The sequence below is a fragment of the Paenibacillus woosongensis genome, assembly GCF_030122845.1.
Taxonomy (GTDB): Bacteria; Bacillota; Bacilli; order Paenibacillales; family Paenibacillaceae; genus Fontibacillus; species Fontibacillus woosongensis_A.
Window position 1 is genome coordinate 606,768 of sequence record NZ_CP126084.1, and the last position, 18,688, is coordinate 625,455.

24 protein-coding genes are annotated in these 18,688 nt (G+C 39.9%); 19 read left to right on the plus strand and 5 right to left on the minus strand.

What is annotated here, in order from left to right; genetic code table 11:
- The 3 genes from QNH46_RS02615 to QNH46_RS02625 all read left to right on the plus strand — a co-directional run bounded on the left by QNH46_RS02615 (position 1) and on the right by QNH46_RS02625 (position 1,669).
- Positions 1–675, plus strand: a complete 675-nt coding sequence (locus QNH46_RS02615) for a putative periplasmic lipoprotein (RefSeq protein ID WP_283926795.1) — start codon at positions 1–3, stop codon at positions 673–675.
- Positions 665–1,207, plus strand: a complete 543-nt coding sequence (locus QNH46_RS02620; RefSeq protein WP_283926796.1) for an NUDIX hydrolase — start codon at positions 665–667, stop codon at positions 1,205–1,207. The genes QNH46_RS02615 and QNH46_RS02620 overlap by 11 nt, the downstream gene beginning before the upstream one ends.
- Positions 1,208–1,345: 138 nt before the next feature.
- A complete protein-coding gene (locus tag QNH46_RS02625; protein WP_283926797.1) occupies positions 1,346–1,669 on the plus strand; it encodes a hypothetical protein in 324 nt (107 codons plus the stop codon).
- Between the two features lie 376 nt (positions 1,670–2,045).
- Here the strand turns inward: QNH46_RS02625 and QNH46_RS02630 are convergent, their stop codons facing one another.
- Positions 2,046–2,846: a hypothetical protein gene (locus tag QNH46_RS02630; protein WP_283926798.1), complete on the minus strand. Its 801-nt coding sequence runs from the start codon at positions 2,844–2,846 to the stop codon at positions 2,046–2,048.
- A 178-nt stretch (positions 2,847–3,024) separates the two neighbouring features.
- Here QNH46_RS02630 and QNH46_RS02635 point away from each other — a divergent pair, with 178 nt between their 5' ends.
- Together QNH46_RS02635 and QNH46_RS02640 are read left to right on the plus strand one after the other, a co-directional pair.
- Entirely contained in the window at positions 3,025–3,417 is a 393-nt protein-coding gene (locus QNH46_RS02635) for a hypothetical protein (RefSeq protein WP_283926799.1), read from the plus strand.
- Positions 3,393–3,686: a hypothetical protein gene (locus QNH46_RS02640; protein WP_283926800.1), complete on the plus strand. Its 294-nt coding sequence runs from the start codon at positions 3,393–3,395 to the stop codon at positions 3,684–3,686. Before QNH46_RS02635 ends, QNH46_RS02640 begins: the two co-directional genes overlap by 25 nt.
- 43 nt (positions 3,687–3,729) lie before the next feature.
- Here QNH46_RS02640 and QNH46_RS02645 read toward each other — a convergent pair whose 3' ends face one another.
- A complete protein-coding gene (locus tag QNH46_RS02645) occupies positions 3,730–5,328 on the minus strand; it encodes a GMC family oxidoreductase (RefSeq protein ID WP_283926801.1) in 1,599 nt (532 codons plus the stop codon).
- Positions 5,329–5,676: 348 nt separating this feature from the next.
- Positions 5,677–5,751, minus strand: coding sequence for a putative holin-like toxin (locus tag QNH46_RS24505; RefSeq protein ID WP_430219224.1), 75 nt, complete (start codon positions 5,749–5,751; stop codon positions 5,677–5,679).
- A gap of 381 nt (positions 5,752–6,132) precedes the next feature.
- On the opposite strand from QNH46_RS24505, the gene QNH46_RS02650 reads away from it, so the two are divergent.
- Both QNH46_RS02650 and QNH46_RS02655 read left to right on the plus strand, forming a co-directional pair.
- Positions 6,133–6,696, plus strand: a complete 564-nt coding sequence (locus tag QNH46_RS02650; protein ID WP_283926802.1) for an NUDIX hydrolase — start codon at positions 6,133–6,135, stop codon at positions 6,694–6,696.
- A gap of 1 nt (position 6,697) precedes the next feature.
- The gene (locus QNH46_RS02655; protein ID WP_283926803.1) at positions 6,698–7,777 is read left to right on the plus strand and encodes a DUF1835 domain-containing protein; all 1,080 of its coding nucleotides are present in this window, start codon (positions 6,698–6,700) and stop codon (positions 7,775–7,777) included.
- 191 nt (positions 7,778–7,968) lie between these two features.
- On the opposite strand, the gene QNH46_RS02660 is transcribed toward QNH46_RS02655, so the two are convergent.
- Positions 7,969–8,703 carry a GTP cyclohydrolase II gene (locus tag QNH46_RS02660; protein WP_283926804.1) on the minus strand — a complete coding sequence of 245 codons (735 nt, stop codon included), beginning with the start codon at positions 8,701–8,703 and terminating at the stop codon, positions 7,969–7,971.
- A gap of 32 nt (positions 8,704–8,735) precedes the next feature.
- Positions 8,736–9,830 (minus strand): LLM class flavin-dependent oxidoreductase, encoded by a 1,095-nt coding sequence (locus QNH46_RS02665; protein WP_283926805.1) that lies wholly within the window; start codon positions 9,828–9,830, stop codon positions 8,736–8,738.
- A gap of 766 nt (positions 9,831–10,596) precedes the next feature.
- Here QNH46_RS02665 and QNH46_RS02670 point away from each other — a divergent pair.
- The 12 genes from QNH46_RS02670 to QNH46_RS02720 all read left to right on the plus strand — a co-directional run bounded on the left by QNH46_RS02670 (position 10,597) and on the right by QNH46_RS02720 (position 18,676).
- On the plus strand, positions 10,597–11,079 hold the full coding sequence (locus tag QNH46_RS02670) for a hypothetical protein (protein WP_283926806.1): 483 nt from the start codon (positions 10,597–10,599) through the stop codon (positions 11,077–11,079).
- 12 nt (positions 11,080–11,091) lie between these two features.
- Complete coding sequence (locus tag QNH46_RS02675; RefSeq protein WP_283926807.1) at positions 11,092–11,508, plus strand: TlpA family protein disulfide reductase; 417 nt, start codon at positions 11,092–11,094, stop codon at positions 11,506–11,508.
- A gap of 2 nt (positions 11,509–11,510) precedes the next feature.
- Positions 11,511–12,029: a MauE/DoxX family redox-associated membrane protein gene (locus QNH46_RS24510; RefSeq protein WP_430691875.1), complete on the plus strand. Its 519-nt coding sequence runs from the start codon at positions 11,511–11,513 to the stop codon at positions 12,027–12,029.
- A gap of 103 nt (positions 12,030–12,132) precedes the next feature.
- Complete coding sequence (locus tag QNH46_RS02680; RefSeq protein WP_283926808.1) at positions 12,133–12,411, plus strand: hypothetical protein; 279 nt, start codon at positions 12,133–12,135, stop codon at positions 12,409–12,411.
- A 17-nt stretch (positions 12,412–12,428) separates the two neighbouring features.
- Complete coding sequence (locus QNH46_RS02685; protein ID WP_283926809.1) at positions 12,429–12,818, plus strand: hypothetical protein; 390 nt, start codon at positions 12,429–12,431, stop codon at positions 12,816–12,818.
- Positions 12,769–14,634 carry an ABC transporter ATP-binding protein gene (locus QNH46_RS02690; protein WP_283926810.1) on the plus strand — a complete coding sequence of 622 codons (1,866 nt, stop codon included), beginning with the start codon at positions 12,769–12,771 and terminating at the stop codon, positions 14,632–14,634. Before QNH46_RS02685 ends, QNH46_RS02690 begins: the two co-directional genes overlap by 50 nt.
- A 409-nt stretch (positions 14,635–15,043) precedes the next feature.
- On the plus strand, positions 15,044–16,342 hold the full coding sequence (locus tag QNH46_RS02695; protein ID WP_283926811.1) for an ABC transporter substrate-binding protein: 1,299 nt from the start codon (positions 15,044–15,046) through the stop codon (positions 16,340–16,342).
- Positions 16,343–16,534: 192 nt separating this feature from the next.
- Positions 16,535–17,026, plus strand: coding sequence for a hypothetical protein (locus QNH46_RS02700; protein ID WP_283926812.1), 492 nt, complete (start codon positions 16,535–16,537; stop codon positions 17,024–17,026).
- 11 nt (positions 17,027–17,037) lie between these two features.
- Entirely contained in the window at positions 17,038–17,259 is a 222-nt protein-coding gene (locus QNH46_RS02705) for a hypothetical protein (protein ID WP_283926813.1), read from the plus strand.
- Positions 17,260–17,551: 292 nt separating this feature from the next.
- A complete protein-coding gene (locus tag QNH46_RS02710) occupies positions 17,552–17,698 on the plus strand; it encodes a MerR family transcriptional regulator (protein WP_283926814.1) in 147 nt (48 codons plus the stop codon).
- A gap of 146 nt (positions 17,699–17,844) precedes the next feature.
- The gene (locus tag QNH46_RS02715; RefSeq protein ID WP_283926815.1) at positions 17,845–18,318 is read left to right on the plus strand and encodes a GNAT family N-acetyltransferase; all 474 of its coding nucleotides are present in this window, start codon (positions 17,845–17,847) and stop codon (positions 18,316–18,318) included.
- 31 nt (positions 18,319–18,349) lie between these two features.
- A complete protein-coding gene (locus QNH46_RS02720) occupies positions 18,350–18,676 on the plus strand; it encodes a hypothetical protein (RefSeq protein WP_283926816.1) in 327 nt (108 codons plus the stop codon).
- The last annotated feature ends 12 nt before the right edge of the window (positions 18,677–18,688 follow it).

Sequence of the window (18,688 nt, forward strand, 5' to 3'; positions counted from 1 at the left end):
ATGTTATTTATGACAAGATTTATGATGTTGTTTATCGCCATTGGACTTGTACTAGTGGGTTGTAGTCAAGATCAAACGAATGGTAAGAACGCAGATCAAGCTATGAACACAGAAATTACACCCAGCACTGGACAAAATGTAGTACAGGATTCCCCCGAGTATGCAGCTAAAAATGAAGGTGAACTATCTGATCAGGATTTTGAAACGGCTTATGAAATGTGTGTGAAGGCGCTGTCTGACTATTATAAAGCGGTCTGGAACGGCTCGGATATCGAATTGGATACATATATTGAAAACGATCAGCTTAAACAGTATACACAACAAAAAATTCAATCCCAGTACGATGTGCATATAAAGCACAATCTTACTGATGATCTGGTTCAGGATATTGAGATTGGCGCTTGGGAAGTGGAGTACAGGGATGATGTGGACGGAGGTTATCTCTATTTACACTTACCGGTACAAATTAATATGACTGTAGGTGGTTATGGTGAAGTTACTGAGTTTCTCGTACGTAATGTAAACGGGAAGTTAGTCATTGTTGATTGGTACACGGGGGCAAAAGATAGTTATGATTTCATGGTGCGTGGAGAAAATCTAACCATTGACGACCCCGATATTTGGAACGATAGTGAATGGGTAAAGAAGTTGGATAGTATGACAGGTGAATTTTAGGGTTGACTCCATAGTAGTTCGTGAAAAAGGAGACTTAACTGTTTTATTACGCAAGAATGGAAATATGATAGTAGAAGATGAATTGGGAAAGATTTATACCCTTAGCGAGAATAACCAAGCTGTTGTGATATTAGCGAAACAGTCCGATTCTTTTATATTTGTGCAGCAATTTAGAAGAGCAGTAAATGATTTTGTAATTCAACTTCCCGGAGGGATGGTCGAGTTAGGTGAAGATCTGGAAGCAGCCGTTCGCAGGGAGTTTCTGGAGGAGGTTGGCGGTCAATGCGGAGCGATACAATATCTGGGCAGCCTGACTCCAGCTAGTTGGATAAGCAATGTAATGACACATGTGTTTTATACGGATGATGTTATAGATATTGCTGATCAGCAACTTGAGGAATATGAACATATTAAAGTTCTAAAAATAAGTGTTGAAGAGACATTGAATATGATTGAAGGTAGCAAGATTAATGATTCGGAAGTAGCTTATGCAATTTTGCAAGGAATTCTTAAGGGTCTAATTAAAGTGTAGGAATCGCCTCAAGCTCCGTCATTAAGAAACACCGAAAGGTGTTTTTTTTATTTTTATTTGGGTATTGCAGGATCGGCTCGAAGAAATCAACGAACAATTCATGAAGGAAGTGGAGCAAGGAGAACATTTGACGGACCGATGCTGACAATATCGAGTAATCTAGCAGCATTGGAGAATGCAAATGAAGTAATCAATAAAGTTCTGATGTATTTGCTTGGCAGGGAAGATGAACCTGCTGTGGCGGAAGTACTCCACCATTTTTATCAGAGATCTGTTCATATAGCGAAACAATGGATTGTAATCGGCCAGCAGCACGGGGTTATTCAAGAATCGGTTGATTCGGAGAGAACGGCTGAAATGTTTGTTCTGCTATCGTTTGGCCTACGCGTCCGTTCTTCATTCCTAAAGGCTCCGGTTTTTACACTGCTCAAGATTTATCATCATTTATGGTCGCCGCTTTGAAAAATTAGTCCTCATTAATTATCTAAGGAGGGATTATTATGGCTCCATTCATTGCCCTTGTTGCATCTTTTTTGTTGTTCCGGATCATCGGCTTGTTTGGTTGTGCTCTTAATCGCGATGTTCCCTGCCAATGTATATGCGGCTCGAGAACAATTGACGATTGGCGGCAATCCTGTGGGCGTCCCCGTTGTTCGGGCAGTGAAGTTTCACCAATACAGGTAATAGCGTTTTTAATCTATTCCTATATAAAATAGCACCGTTGGAGACAGTCAAAATAACTGTTCTGACGGTGCTATTCATATTAATGTCAAACTTTGTCCCGACGGATTCTAGAGCTATGATAAATACTATGTATATTCTTGAAGCAAGATTCTCATTACACGCGAATATCAATTCCAATATTGTTCTTGCCCGTATCCTGATTTGGCCTTAGCGTACCAGCAGTATTTACAGGTTGGGCAGACACAGACGCATCCTTCTGACCACTCACCTCTTCGGTGACAACTTTCACTTGCTTGTCATCGTTCTGAATACCCTCTATAGTGTCTTCGATCTTTTCACTTATTTTACGATCCAATTCATAAATTTTCTTATCTATGTCCAGTGCTTGTTCGTTTTTGGATTTATTCACTGTGATCTCGAGATTTTTTCTCATTTCCGTTTTGCCAACGTCATTGGGGTCATCATTGTCAATTTCAAGAATAGTTCTATTCTTTTTTACTTCAAGTCTAAGATCGTCCGCTTCTACTTTCAGTGATCTGCGTACACTTGCCATTTTAGTTAATTGGTCATGCAGATTGCTAGCCTGTAAAAGCTTCTCCATCGATGGGCCTGATATTTCTTGGTTACTTATGTCTGCTTCGCTTTTTTTACTGGAATTCTCTTTTTGGGGTGAAGCATTTTTGTCATTTTTATTGTTCTCAGCTTTCTCCATTCGTTTCTGCATAATTTGAGATTCGAGCAGCTGCAAATCCATGTTTAATAGTTTGATTCTTTCATCTTTTTGTTTAGAGTCTAATTTTTCATCTGATCTAATACTAGCGATTTTTTCGTTAATAATTCCTTTTTGCTTTATTAGCTGCTCAATCTCCCGGTCAATAGGTGACATTATATTCGCTCTAGTCTTTACAGGTAATGTAGATTGTGGGTTGCTTGAGACGCTTGAAATGTGGGCCATTTAAACACTCCCCCTATATTATGGTAAATATATCTTTATGATTATTATCGGCTGTTAACTATATAAATATAAATAATTAGAAGGGATTCATACCCGCTTCATGAAGTTTGAGCCAGAAAAATAAGCGTTTCGGGGGATTTTCATTAACGTACTCCTTTTCAATAATGGAATTGGTGAGGTGCTGTGGTCGAACACTTATTTAATCGGGACATGGGCCGCATTCCGTGACGTAGTCGCTCTGCCTGATGGTTCGGTCATCGTTGCCGGGAGGATGAGCAGTTCTGAAATCAGTGGCTCTTTGGCGGTCAACGCGAAAATAAACCGAGTCGGAGAACTAGTATGGGTGAAAAGGAACGAGAGCGATCAAATCCACTCGATGATTCCTTCCCGAGACGGTAACATGATTTTGACTCGCTATATCAAGGACGAGAATCGCTACTATCTGCAAACAATGAACTCCGCGGGAACTGTATTGTCGGACTTGCGCCGGTTCCATCCTCTCAGCCAATTTGGTTTGGATATCGAAAAATGTACGCGGAGTGCGCAATGTATATTGGAGTTTTATCGCTGATGTCCATTTTTTTAATGCTGCTAGGTTCAGAATCGAGTTTTGGATATGCGGGAGTAGGTATAGGGATCTCGATCCTGGCTAATGAAATGTATTACAAAAAATCTAAAAAAGCGATTGATAAGATCATGCAATATCATAGTGACCCTGAAGTACGCCGTAATCTAGCTATCCAAAAAGGCGGGACCTCAGGATGGGGAATTGTGTATGCCATTGTAATTTTACTTGTATCGATTGCTATAGAGATCATTATTGAGGACGCATTATTGTAGGATCTCGTGATGGAAGGTAGATTTTATATACCTAGCCTTATCATTATTCTTCGGCCCGTTCCGCAATTTTAGAACGATTACGTAATTGATTAGCAATCGTATATCCGATAAGGAACGCAGCGGCAGAAGTATTGCCGTCCACCGTAAATGGAATGAGGGAGGCGTCGGCGACGATTAAATCCTTTACCCCGTGCACATTTCCTAGACGATCAACGACTCCGCCCTTGTTCCTTGGGGCCATCCGAAGGAAGCTCTGCTGGTGATGATTATGATCGAAGTTTTCCTTAATAAATTGTTCTAGCTGCATATCATCATCTATAACATCCAAACTCGGTGTTACGAGACGGATAGAAGGATCTACGCTTGCCAGTTCGGCTGCAATTTTTTTGATATATATTTTATAAATATTTTTAACTGCTTCCATGTCTCTTGGATCTGACAGAAATCCTTCATCAGCCAACACAATGTTTAGCGGATCATTATTTTGAATGGTAATCGATCCCCGGCTCTTAGGCCGCAAATATAGAATCGCGATGGTTAACATGCCATCCGAACCGATTCCAATCAGTTGTACGGCTCTACGGTCAGGTTTTGTTCCAGTGGGGTCAGGCAAAAAGGCTCCTCCTGTGTATAGCGCATCCGAATCATTGGAAGGCAGTGCAGCATCATCGGGGTTCGTTGTAAATACCGCGGAGTTTAATGTGTGATTTTTTAGTCTTTGGCCTACGTTCGGATTATGAACAATGACAGGTATTCCCGCTGCTTTTAGCGATTTGGCGGGTCCTATCCCCGATAGCATTAACAATTGGGCACTATTGATTCCTGCTGAAATGATCACTTTTTTTCGCGAATATACTTTAATGAACTTCCCTTCTTTTAATAACTCTACGCCTATAGCCCGTTTGCGGTCAAAAAGCACGCGAAGGGCTGTTGTCTTATAGTAAACGGTTAGTTTACGTCCATTCTTGCCTCGGCCAGAGGATGTCACGATATCGGAGGACAGAAAAGCGGTTGACGAGCTTTCCCGGTCTCCATTTGGCTTTTGATACAATTGCCAGCGGGTGAATGGACCGAGTGGAGTATCAGGATCATTGTAGTCAAGAATGCTAGGAAATCCGGTGGCTTGCTCAATGGCGAGGACGAGCTTATCCGCCAGGGGCGTTGGTTCCGAAGGCGCTTGCCTGATGTCTATTCTTCCGTGAAACCCGCGCGCCTCAACGTTATCGGTTTCACCATTATAATTTTCTAGTCGTTTAAATCGACGAATGGCTTTATCCGGGGACCAAATGGGGCCGAGTAACTGTTCCCACTCTCTAAGCACCGCTGTGGTTGGACGCACATACTGCTCACCGTTAATGGAAGATCCGCCGCCGGAGAGGCGGCCGGTTGTCCATTCAAAAGATCGATCATCCAGGTTCTCTTGAGGGATGCCTTCTCCTTGCCAGAAGTAATTGGGGAAAAAGTTCTCCTCCAGTTCCAGAGCAAAGCTTGAATCCATAATGGGTTTGTCTTTATCATGATTTTCGCCCGCTTCGATGACGAGTACAGAAGTTTTCTTATCATCTGTAAGCGTTTTGGCGATGACTGCGCCTGCTGGTCCTGTACCTATAACGATATAATCAAAAGATGATTTCCCTTTCATCGGAGCACTCCTTTTTACCATAGACTACTGTAGAGTATTGCGTTGTTCGATGCTGTGTGCCAGTCTATTCCGGAAATGCCTGATATCTGGATCATGCAAGACCCAATCCAGGATAGGAATATCCGGGGCTGGGTATATGTACAGAACATTTTGGTTCGTTCTCCGAGGAGGGGAAGGCCACAATAAAAACAAACAAAATCCTATAAAAACGTTATAAAATGAGTTATACTGAGGTAAGAATAAGTAAGGAGCCGTGCAGCAACACGGCTCCAAAGTACAATAACTGCATAAAGAGCAGTCGGCCGCTAAGTGGTGGTCGAAATAGACCGTAACCTTAGGCAGGGCGGTCTATTTCTTTTTCATGTAGGTAAGAAGCGCCAAAATGAACATGCCGAACATGAACATTAGGGAAAAGTATAACATAAACGGAAGAATTATAAGGAAATAGATTTAATAGTGAAAAATATATTACGATACAACACATGACCCGACCTGGATTAAGAAATATCTAAGGCCGGGTTGTTTCATAATACATTGTTTGTTATAACATATGTATTTACGATGAGGATGGGAAATATGAGGTTTAGGGCGAATTGCGTATTTGCCAGGGATTTTCTTTATGAACAGTTTGATCATCGTTATTTGTTTGTATCAATCTAAACGGCTAAAAAAAGCGCTGAAGCTTTTTTTGTGGGTGGTAATCTTAATAATTACTGTAGTTCTATCAGTATTGATTTACCCGCAAGAGTATGAACCGGGTATTCTGGAATTGTTATTTTCTAAAGTAATCGGAGGGTGAATTCAATGGAACAACACATAAAAAAGCCTATCGCTAATTACTTGGATAACGTACCTGCATTGAAAAAGCCTATCCACTGGAAACAAGTGTCTAGCCAATTCAAGCTTGGCAAGGATTTCGATGAGGCTTTGGTGAGCAATATAAGCATGATTCCGTTTATTGGCTCAAAGTGTGTGGTCATGCAATTGGATAATGGCCGATGGGAGCTGCCGGGCGGAACGATGGAACCTGGGGAGAGCTATTTCGAGTGTTTAAGAAGGGAAATGCTTGAGGAGTTAGGTGCGGAGATAAGCAACTTTGAAGTGTTTGGGCACTTCTATTGCTATTCCAGTGCAGAGGAGCCATATCGGCCGCATATCCCTCATCCCAATTTTATTAGATTGATGGGCCTGGGAGAAGTAAGGATCGTTTCGGAGCCGCTGAATCCGGCTGACGGTGAGATGGTTGTCTCCGTGGAAGAAGTTAGTTTAGACGATGCGGTTAGAAGATTCGAATCGATCGGTCGATTCGACATCGCTGATCTGTATAGGCTTGCTTATAGCATAAAAACCGGTTTGGGAGAGAACTGAAATGGAAGATCTACAATCGATTAAGAAGGCTATAGATTCCCTGGGACACGCAGAACTGCGGTCGTATTTGGGTTTTATACTAGCGGAAATCAAGCGGCTGCGGGATCAGGGCGAGCCTAGTGAAGATTCGATCACGAAGCTGCTTGAGCTTTATGATGGACTGATGGGGCTTCAGCAGCAAAGAGGCTTCTGGGATCCTGTTCCGGCTTGCACCCATGTTCATATCGTGATCGGTGATTCTTTTGCGGGAAGTATGAAATATGCGCTGAAAGAGCTCGGTTGGGCAGAGACGCATAAGGTGATTACCTTGAGGGAGAATTACGCCATTGGTCCTTTGGGCGAGTTGGACTCCCCGAAAGGCAGGGCGGCCCGCCGTGAATGGTTCCGGGATCATATAACGGATTCTTTCGAGGACGATGTGGAAGTTGAAGAAGAGTACAGCATGCTTGTAGACAAGCTGGCGAATATTCCTGAACAAGCGAAAATCATTGTCTGGACCAGCAGCAACGCCTGCGAGCAGGCAGGAATGCGGCATGCGGTTCATCTGCTGCAGAGCAAACGCAATACGTTAACGGTGTGCAACGCTTGCGCAATTTGTGAAGAGCTCTATAACGGACCAGATGCCAGAATGGAATACAGGCATTCGGGGGAAATCCCGTCTGACAAGCTCCAGGAAGCACTCCGCCGCATCGAAGATAGCAGCCCACTGAGCCATGCTGACCTGATGCGATTAGTGCAGGAATGGCAGGCAATCTCGGAGCAAACCTCGACCCTGCGCATTTGGCGGGAAGGTGCAGTGCTCGGAGTACCTGCAGATTATTATGATTCATATCTGCTGGACAAGCTGGACAAGCTAAAGCCACCCGCCGGTGATCATGGTTTTCTTAAAGCAGCCCGCCTGATCGGAGAGGCGATAGGTTATTGCGAGCAATATGTGGGGGACTCGTATTTCGAATATCGGTTGAGAGAGCTGATTTATAACGGCACCCTTGAAATTAAAGGCCTCCCTGCAGCGATGAGATTCTATAGCGTCCGGCGCAAACATGCTAACCCATATAAAGAACGCCAAATCGGCGGTTAGGGCATGTTTTTTTTAACTGTGGGAACTATGATAATCGACCCTATCAAAGAACACTGCTGGATACAGAAGAATTTCTAAGGGAAATTAACTTTTTGAGGTAACTGAGGCAAAGTGAAAAAAGACGACCCGATCATAGATAAGCAATCTAAGGACGGGTCATGTTATATCCACGCTTATAGGGTTATAAAATCCTATTCCTCCAAATGCCCCGAACGCTGCACCTTGGTCTGCAAATAGAACTCGTTGAAGGCTGATTCTCCGCCCCAAATCGGTTCTCTTCCAGATAAGGCGAGGCCGGCTTTTTGCAGGGCTTCGAGCTTCTTAGGATTGTTGGTCATGAGCGTTACAGGCTTGGTGCGAAGAGTTCGCAGCACGCTTAGCGCATCGGTGTAGCTTCTGGAATCGTCAACGAAGCCGAGGCTTAAATTAGCTTCAACGGTGTCGTATCCGTTCTCTTGCAGCACGTAGGCCATCGCTTTGCTGAATAATCCAATGCCGCGTCCCTCATGGTTGGCCAGGTAGAACAGCGCGCCTGTCCCGTGCTCCACAATGTTCTTCATGGATTTCTTCAGCTGGTAACCGCAATCGCATTTCTGGCTGCCGAAGATGTCGCCTGTGTGGCAGATCGAATGCATGCGGATCAAGGCTTCGTCGGCATTTTTGAAGTCGCCGTACACGAGTACGCTTGACTGCTGGTATTCCGCTAAGCTTGCGGAGGACAGCTGATCGATGATTTCCTGAAAATTATCTGTGACTTGGCAGCGGCTGAGCCAGCAGTACCATTGGAAAATGACGTTCTCACCGTCCAGGTCAACGGGCAGCTTGATCGGTCCAACGAGGTAAATGCCGCCTTCCTCGGTCTGGATTAATTGAATTTTTTCTTTTAAAATATCCAGTGCTTTAGGTTCTAGCTTCGTATCCGACATCGAATCATTCCTTTATCGCATAATGTTATAGGTCAGGTGCGTGGCTCTGCAACTGCTTTGCTTGTATGTTGGCGAACGACCGGGGCAACCTTTGTCGCCAGCAGTTCTATGCTTTGTGCAACATTAGAAAAGGGGATGCCGCCGACATCAAGCTGTAACATGAACCGCTGGTGGCCAAATAGCTCGTATTGATACATTATTTTGTCGATGATTAATTGCGGATCTCCTACAAATAAGGCCGTTTCCGGGCTGGTCATTTGTTCGAACTCCTCGCGCGACAGGGGTGCGCTGGTTTTTCCAAGCTGACGATCTACATATTGCCTATAATTGGCGTAGTACGGATAATATTCGTCTTTGGCCTGCTGCGTTGTAGCAGAAATGTAACCATGGCCTGTAATAGCGACCTTCAGATCGGATGGCTTGTGGCCAGCTGCGTTTCCAGCTGCACGGTATGCTTCTACCAAAGCTTGAAATCGATTAGGAGCACCGCCAAGGATCGCCAAAGCCATGCCGGTTCCGAGTTTTCCAGCCCGTTCCGCGCTGACCAGCGACCCCCCTGAACCGATCCACATGGGAATTTGCGTCTGGATGGGGCGTGGTGCAATTTCCGCTTCTTGAAGGGGAGCGCGAAATTTGCCTTGCCAGGAAACCTTCTCCTGTTGGTTTAACTGCTGGAACAGCTCGAAGTTCTCCATGAACAGTTCATCATAATCATTCAGGTCATAGCCGAACAGAGGAAAAGACTCCAGGAAAGCCCCACGCCCACCTATAATTTCAGCCCGTCCATTCGATAATAAGTCTAGTGTGGCATACTCCTCGAACAGTCGAACCGGATCTGTAGTCGTCAGAACGGTTGTCGCGCTGGTTAATTTAATTTGCTTTGTAGTTTGTGCGATGGCCGCTAAAATCACCGAGGTTGACGATGCCGCATAATCTAGACGATGATGCTCGCCAACTCCGAATATATCTAATCCGGCTTCATCAGCCAGCTTAGCCGCTTCAATCATATCCAACAGCCGCTGCCGGCTGTTGATGGTTTGACCTCGATGCGGATCAGGTACAAGATCGCCGAGAGTGTAAACTCCAATTTCAATTCCTTGATGCTTATTCTGTATGCTGTCATTCATTGTTGGAACCCCTTCATTAAGAATTGCCGTGTATTCGAATTGTTTGCAATCCATGGTTGGTTAATGCAATAACTTATAATTATATCATAATACAACGAAGTTAATAAAGGAACTAACAATTATTAAGTTCCTTTCCAAGCGTATTTTTTGGAAATGAGATGTATAATTGTGGAAGGATATTGAATTAAAACAGGGAATATGGAAGATGATCATGTATTAAGTTTGCTTCTCATTCACGGAGGATATTTATGTTAGTGCTTTGGCGGAGTGAACTCTGAAGCGCTAATAGATCTTTTTCCGAAGAAGTAAAACACATTGATTCAGGCTTCGCCAATTGAGGCTTGCGAGGAGCATCAACAATAAGATGAAATTAAGAGGCGTTACTTCCGTCCCAAACCGGTTCTCTAGGCGCCGTGGATCCGCAGCAAGACTCGTGAGTAACAACTTTACTAATAAAGAGAATACTATATAAAAATGACTCCTGTAAGAATAAAAGGAGTCATTTTTATATTACTACTACGTTGGTTTGGGGCTAAATCCATCTTACCTTAAAGATTAAGCATCAAAATTTAAATAAAATATAGATAAAAAACCATAATGTATTATATTATAATAAAATATGGAATATAAGGAAAAAACATAGTTATTAGGAGGTGATAGGATCAGCCTTTCTTCTAAAGCAACATATTATAAAAAAATACTCTTTTAATTTTACTATTAACGGCGGAGGAATTAAGTTTATGGGAAGAAAAATTAGGAGGATACGATGTCTAGAATATCGATAGAAAAACCACACTATAAATTTTTAAAAAAACCAACAAGCGCAGATTTAAATGTAGGCGATTTCATAAGCAATGTGGTAGTTGATAAAGCCCAAGATGTATATCTATATGATTTGATAATAAATCGACATTTGATACTTACTTTTTTTGATACTGAGTGTTCCTCTTGTGAGGAAGCTATGAATAACATTAAATCATTTGCTACGAAAAATCCCCATATCAATATAGTTTCATTCATTCATACCACTGATGATGTCTTTCAGTTACTCGACGAATACTACAATAATTCCCCGAGAGTATACCGACTTGCCAAAGAAATCATTAATGAAGAATTAAAAATTTACTCTTTCCCAAAAGGAATAACAATAAATGAAATTGGACAGGTTTTACATATTGAGATATTGGGACCAGAATACGTTTATGATTTTCTTAAAATTCCGTTAAGAAAGCTGCTACCAAATAATTAGGAGGGGATGCAATTGAAAAGTCTAAGCGAAATTCTTCAATTAGCTAGAGATCAAAAGAAGGAGGAAAACAGTTCAAAGTTAACTACTATCCAAGCTTTTGATATCGATTATATATCAGGGAGAAAATCAATTTATTTAGTTATCTCATTGAGTTGCATGCATTGTATCGAGTTAATCCCGCATCTTAATGAGTTAAATAGCAAAGATACTTTTTATCTCATAACTGATGGAAATGACAATGACAACCAGGAAATAAGAAAGGAATTTAAATATGAGTTTGAAGTCTATTCTTATACCAAGCCCTATGACAGAATAAATATTTATAAAACTCCTACCGCACTTCTTGTTGATGAAAATGGAAATATCATAGACAGTCATTTTACGCCTTTTATTACTGATGTAATAAATTTTTGTAATAAGGTCGTTTGATCATGCTTCTATTATCTTTTTTTATCAAAGTTGTCTTCGGATTGGTATTTATTATTTCGCTATATTTCAAAGCAGTCGATATTACTGATATTAAACAAGAAATCACCGAATTAAAGCTAGTGCCAACTATTTTAATAAAACCAAGTATTTATTGCCTACTGGCCGCAGAACTTTTTGTTTCATTTAGTTTTCTATTCGATTTACTGTACTTTTGGCGGGAAATATTTACGATAATCTTGTTGTTGTTTTTTTCATTTACTATTTTATTGAAAAGAAAAAAAACGAGTTCAATATCGTGTTCATGTTTTGGTAAAGACAGTATTTTAAATAGAAAGCCACTATTGAGAAATTCTATTTTAATTAGTTTATGTTTTATTAATCTTATTTGGGATTATAATTTATCACTAATTCAAATGGTTACCGGAATATCGGTAGTATGCTTTTCAATTGCATTAATAAATATGATAAATGCAATTGTAACTTTTAATATGATGAGGAAAATACATGATAATGTTCAATAACCTTTTATTCATTATGTTTATGTTATTTATTGTAGTCATAAGTATTACTACTTTAATCATAAGACATAGAGCAAAGTCGTTTGAATCCAAAATTTTCAGTAAATTGAATGAAGGAGATTTAGTTCCTTACTTACTAGTATTTGACTATAAATCACCAATGTTTAAAAGAATCGATGAATATTTAAAAAATACTAACCCAATTGATTTAAATATTGTATTTATTTCAAGCCCTTGGTTATTTAAGTTAAAAGAGAAATCATGGAAATATAACAAGATTTATTTTGTAAATTCAGCTGAATTAAAAACTAATGGACTAGTTAAAATGTATTATCGCTCTGAAAAAGGCGCTATAGTTTCTCGAAATGTAATAGATATCATGTAATAATTCGGAGGAATAATATGGAGATAAAGGGATGTATTCTAGTTGCAGAAGATATTGAGTTTCATCCACTAAGAAGAAGTCATTCAATTAAAAGTGTTTTAAACCTTGTGGAAGTTAAGTTATTCCCGGCTGCAATTGTCACAGATGTTTTAATTAAGCTTATCTTGCCCAAAGATTTCAATTCTGCGGAAGCAGTTGTAGAAGTGCACTCACCGGACAAAATCGTGGCATTTAGGAGTTCATTCATAGATGTTAAAAATTTCAGGCCTGACGGAGCAGTACCAGGGATGGAGGCTTGTTTAAATTCAAGATTTGCTGCTGTAGAGGAAGGGAGTTATACATATAGGCTATTAATAGATGAGAAAGTTTTTTATGAGTATCCTTTATATATTTACTCGAGTGATTAAAGCTATGAGAAACTGGATGAACCAATTTTATCTTTATTTTTCGATATTTAAATTAGTCGGAAAGGGTCAAATCATTAAACTTATATATTATTTCTTAATTACCATTGTTGAGGGACTTATTCCTGTAGCACAAGTCTATTTACTAAAAAAACTTACAGACAGTATTGCTCTCTTCCTTTCGGGAAATAATCCTATCACACAAGTTTTGTTTTTCATATTATTACAATTCACTCTATTATTAATGAACCAAATTATATTATCTTATAAGTCTTTAATTAAAACGCGGCTTACCCAATATTTAAGCTTCAGTATAGATTCTTCTATTTCCGAAAAACTTAAGAAAATACCTTATATTTATTTTGAAAAATCAGAAAATTATAACCTTATAGAGCGTGTAACAAGTGGTCTAGGAGCTAAATTTGTGATTGGACTTACTTCCATATTAAGTATACTTAAGTATTCTATTATGCTTATTGGTTACTCCCTACTTTTATATAAACTACATTGGTCACTCGCACTATTGTTAATAATATTATTGTTACCCTCTTTATATACCAATATAGGTATTTCAAAAAGCCATTTCCTATTTAATCAGTCGCAGACTCATATGAATAGAAGAAGTAATTATCTTTTTAGTCTCTTTAGTAATAAAGTTGTACAAAAGGAATTAAGAATCTTCGATCACGGCAAATACTTAGCGAATTTATGGAAAAATTTTTTTTGGAAGACGGCCGATGAACAGTTTGAATTGGAGAAAAAGGCTGCTGGTAAGAAAAATTTCAATATTACTATTAATCAGGCAGTCAGCACATTATTTATGATAGGCCTTCTTTGGATAGGACAAATTAATAACACTATGACAATTGGTGATTTTGTTGCATTTTCTTCATTGCTTTCAATGAGTATTAATTCTATTCAATTTTTATCCAATGAAATAGGAGGCTTTTTTAGTCAAAATTTATATTTAAGTGAATACAATTTGTTCATGAATCTGGAGGAAGACAAACAGCAATCTAAATTGTTTAAAAATAAACTAGAATCAGGAATTACTTTTAGAAATGTTTCTTTTAAATATCCGAATAGTGATAAGTATGCATTGAAAAATATATCATTTACAATTTCTTCAAAAGAAGTGGTTGTTATTGTTGGTGATAATGGCTCTGGAAAAAGCACTTTAGTCAAATGCTTAATAGGCTTGTATAATCCGCAAGATGGTGAAATTTTATTTGACGATGTGGATTCGAGAAAACTCGCTGGATCTGAAAAAAATAAGAAGCTTAGCGTTTTGTTTCAAGATTTTTTTAGATACGATCTATCCTTTAAAGAAAATATAATTTTATCTCAGGTAGATGAAGGATTCGACAAAGTAAAATATTGCAATGTAATTAACAATGCTAAATTATCGGATATTATTAGTGATCTTCCAAATTATGACGCTACCCCACTTGGAAAAACATTGCAAGACGGTATTGAATTATCTGGAGGGGAATGGCAACGGGTCGCATTAAGTAGAGCATTATATAAAGAATCTGAAATTTTAGTGTTAGATGAACCTACGGCAGCAATAGATCCTCTAACAGAGGCAGATATTCTAAGTTCTTTTATGGATATATGTAATGGCAAAACTTCAATTATTGTTACGCATCGACTTGGAAGCTGTCTTTATGCTGATAAAATCATTGTCCTTAAGGAAGGGGAAGTTGCAGAAATAGGTACACATAGTGAATTAATTCAACAGGAAGGGGTTTATTTCAATATGTTTCATTCCCAAGCGAAAAATTATATAGATGCAGATAAAAAACTTGAATTTTCATGAAGAACACCCTGAATCAATATGGTACCTATTTATGGTAGTCGGGGCCTGAATGCCTTGTCTATAAATTATCTTAACTACGAGGAGGTGAAAATTATGGCGGCGCCATATAATTCTTGTGATTATAGAGACAATTGTACAAGTAATCCATGCGGTGACAGAAAAATTAAGTATCGTGAATACTATGGATGTAGTCCAATTCAACCCACGGTTACTTGTGACGTATTCGGTTCCTTATGCGATGGTGTTTGCTCCTTCTGCAGCCAGTGGTTAGAGTCAGAATACATTTCTTGTTGCTAAGAAATTTAGGTTGGAAATCCTTAGGTTTTATGTCAAAATAGGTTTAAATGAAGGGCTGGAATATACCAGCCCTTCATTTTTAAGAATCTATAATACGAGAGGTAAATATAAAATGAAAAAGTTATGCTTATTGTTAAGTCTTGTAATCACACTATCTGGTTGTCAGGCACCGGAACAAATAGAGGAGACACGGAACTTAAAAGTACTTGCTTTTAATGAGAAAATATTTAATCAATTATACGGGAATTTTTTCATTGCAACGCATCCAAACTATTCTTTAGAAGTCATCTCTATTTTCGAAAATTTAACTCCTGGAACTAATATGACAGATACAATTGAAGAACTAATAGCAAAGGAAAATATAGATTTATTATCTCTCCCCATGGAATCTTACTCCGTACTTCAAGAGTCAGAAAAGTTACTTTCGCTTGATGAGATGATAACAAAAGACCACTTCGACCTTACGAATTATTCACCGGCTATCATCGACTTTCTTAAAGATGGACAAGGGAAAATTCATGGGTTAACCCCAACATTTGTTGGAGATGCTCTATATTATAACAAAGACATTTTTGATAATTATCTTATTCCATATCCTAAAGATTTTATGACATGGGACGAGGTATTTGAACTAGCACATAAATTTCCAAACTCTAAAGATGATCAGCTTCCGCAGTTTGGATTTTACCATAAAAAAGCAGCTAACCTTTTTATGATGGCTTTAACGATAGGTGAAGGTAATGGATTGTCGATTTACGGTAATGAAAAATTCACTTTAAATACTCCGGCGTGGACCAAAGTTTTTAATGAGGTAACCACTTGTTTTAAATCGCATGTTTGCTTTGATCCTAATCAAGTAGAAAAAATTGAATCATTAAAATTGGAAGAACTCCAGAAGGAAAGTAATCCATTCCTTTTAGGTAATATTGCAATGGCAGTTGCTGATTCAGCTTTATATCGAATTTTAGATGAAAAAGATGCTGAGTTTGAATGGGGAATTACTACTCTTCCTATTAGTGCTGAACAACCAGATACGGGAAATGGGATTGCTATGAATGAGATATTTTCCATTCCATCAAGCAGTAAAGAGAATGCGGGAGCATGGGAGTTCATTAAGTATGTTTCTGGGAATGATTATGCTCGACTACTCCCGCAAATCAATACTATTGATTTGCCAGCAAGAATTAACGAGGATCAGGAGGAATCTATTAAAGCCTTTTATAAATTAGAAAGAGTAAATAATACTTTGATTAATGAGTTAAGAGAACTTCCTCCAGAAGTGATCTCTAAGATTGATGAAATCTCACCGAGATATATGTCTGAAATACTGTCTGAGCAACGGACCGTTCAAGAATCTCTACAGCTCATGGAGGAGGAGCTGCAATTAGCGCTGAAATCTGTGAGTGAGTAGAAGCTGACCAGTTCAGCCAAACAACGTCCAGGCTTTTCCAAAGCTTGGGCGTTTCGTATTTTTATCATCATTCTCTCCACCCCCTATCTCAACCTTCAGCATTAGGCGATGCGGAAGGCTGATCCCGAAAGTGCCGGAAATGTGTATAATTGCCCTAGATGGGCTTGTAAAAAATAAAAGGGGAGGGGTTGTATGAGATGCGCGACAGAAGCGATACGCTCATTTGGTATTATGGAGGGCCGCGGGGGGAATCAATTAGCTCTGAAGAAGGATGTCCTGGAGCAATCTCATACCATGCTTTTTCAGGAGATTATTTTAAAATCCTTAGCCCGCCAAAATGCTAAGAAATTATGGGATATGAGGGATTGGCTGAAAAGAGCCTCTATGCTTCCCGGATCAACGTTAAAAAAGCTAGAACAGGCTGTATCCGGCTCTCTTAAGGAATGGGGGCTGCTTGAGGAAATCCCCCATCTATTGGGGTGTGACCTGTATTTTCATTCTGCAGGCGTTAGTATCAAGGAATATCGCAGCGATATCCAGGAATATTCAAGGATTTCAGAGAGTATCCGGGCTGAGATTCTGGAGGATGGCCCGGTATCTGATGAGACGATTTGCATGCTGTGGCTTCTTCGCGAGAGCGGATGCATGCATGATTTTTTTTTTCTCGGAATGAACTGGATATAGTAAGTGCCCGAATGTATAAATTGTACCAAGGTGCTTCGTTGGCCACAGCCTTGTATCCCATCCGCATCCATCGTGGCATTGAATTAGCAGTGAAACAATTTTTCCGTATGAAAAAAGGGGCAGTAAGGACACAAGCGGGCAGCGGTTTGAATTTTTTGATTCCAATCCTGGAGCGCTCGCAGGCTGTGTTTATCGACCTGGAGGCGATGTTCTCCAATCCAGCTATGATGTAAAACAGCGGTTGGAATCCAAAGGCCATACTGTTGCGGTGCTGCAGGAAGGGCAGATTCCAACAATTAAGATAGATAATATTGTGTATCAAGCGATTCCGCATGCCATTTACGGGAGAGTGCCGATCCATGGTGTGCGTCTAATCCCGAAGCCCTTAATTTAAAGGAGTCTTGAATCATGTCCAGACAGCGTTCTATGGAGGCCATATTGGCCTCTGAGTTCGTAACTATAGGTGAATTAGTACGGCTTACGGCTTCCCGCTATAGTACATTGAAATTTTAGACAGAAGAGGGAATGCTGCCTTTCACACAGGCGGAGGAAAATCTGACACGCCGATATAAAAGAGAGGAAACCGTTGCGCGCATTCATTTCATTAAGGAACTGAGATCGAGCGGCTTATCGATCCCGCAAATTAAAGAGGCTCTCAACAAGGATTCATAAGCACACTGTAGACCCAGCCTAAATTATAACAGCTAACAAGGGCTGGGTTATTTCATGAGTGAGCACATATTATATTTCAAGAGGGGTCAAGGAGAATGAATTCTAGTATGTTTTTGAAATCCGAAAGGCTGACCTATAGGCCAACTATGGCTTCTGATTTAGAGATGGTGTTAGCGATTGAAAACGATCATGAGAACAGATCCTATATTATACCTTGGCCCAGGGACCAGCATATGGCCGCGTTGCACGACTCGGATAAGAGGCATATAGTTATTGAGGATGAGGCTGCGAACCCGGTGGGGTATATGATCTTGGCAGGGCTCAACAGCCCGCACCATAGCATTGAGCTGGTCCGAATTGTCATTGCCGAGAAAAATAAAGGATATGGAAGAGAAGCCATCAAGGCGATTTTACAATATGTATTTGATGGGCTAAGTGCTCATCGAGTATGGCTGGATGTGAAAGAATATAATGAGAGAGCGAAGCAGCTTTATTTAGCTCTAGGGTTCAAGCAGGAGGGCATATTAAGAGAATGCATTAGGAATGGCGATCAGTACGAATCTCTAATTGTAATGTCCCTGCTAAGGCAGGAATTCACGACTTTAAGAGTGGATGTCTAGAGAACTTAAATGGAATCTAAAGGGGGATTGCATGAGAAAATTTAGATTTAATCAGTCGGCGGCAATAGGAAGCTTCATTATTCTTTTTGGAGCATGTATTAAGCTGGCTGTTCATTTGTATGCGGTATTAGGGAGGATTAAATTCACAGAAGCTGTAATCACAGATGTAGAATTCAATATATATCGCTTAAAAATCTTTACAACCCTAGAGCAGTATGAGGTACACATTTTACCAACGTATGGGGTCTCAGTGCTGCTGATCATATATCTTATAAAACTTGTAGTAGATTATATCAAATACCGGAAACAAGAAAATAGGGTGGATGAAGATAAGGAGAGGCATGGATTTTGGAATTGATCAAGAAGGATA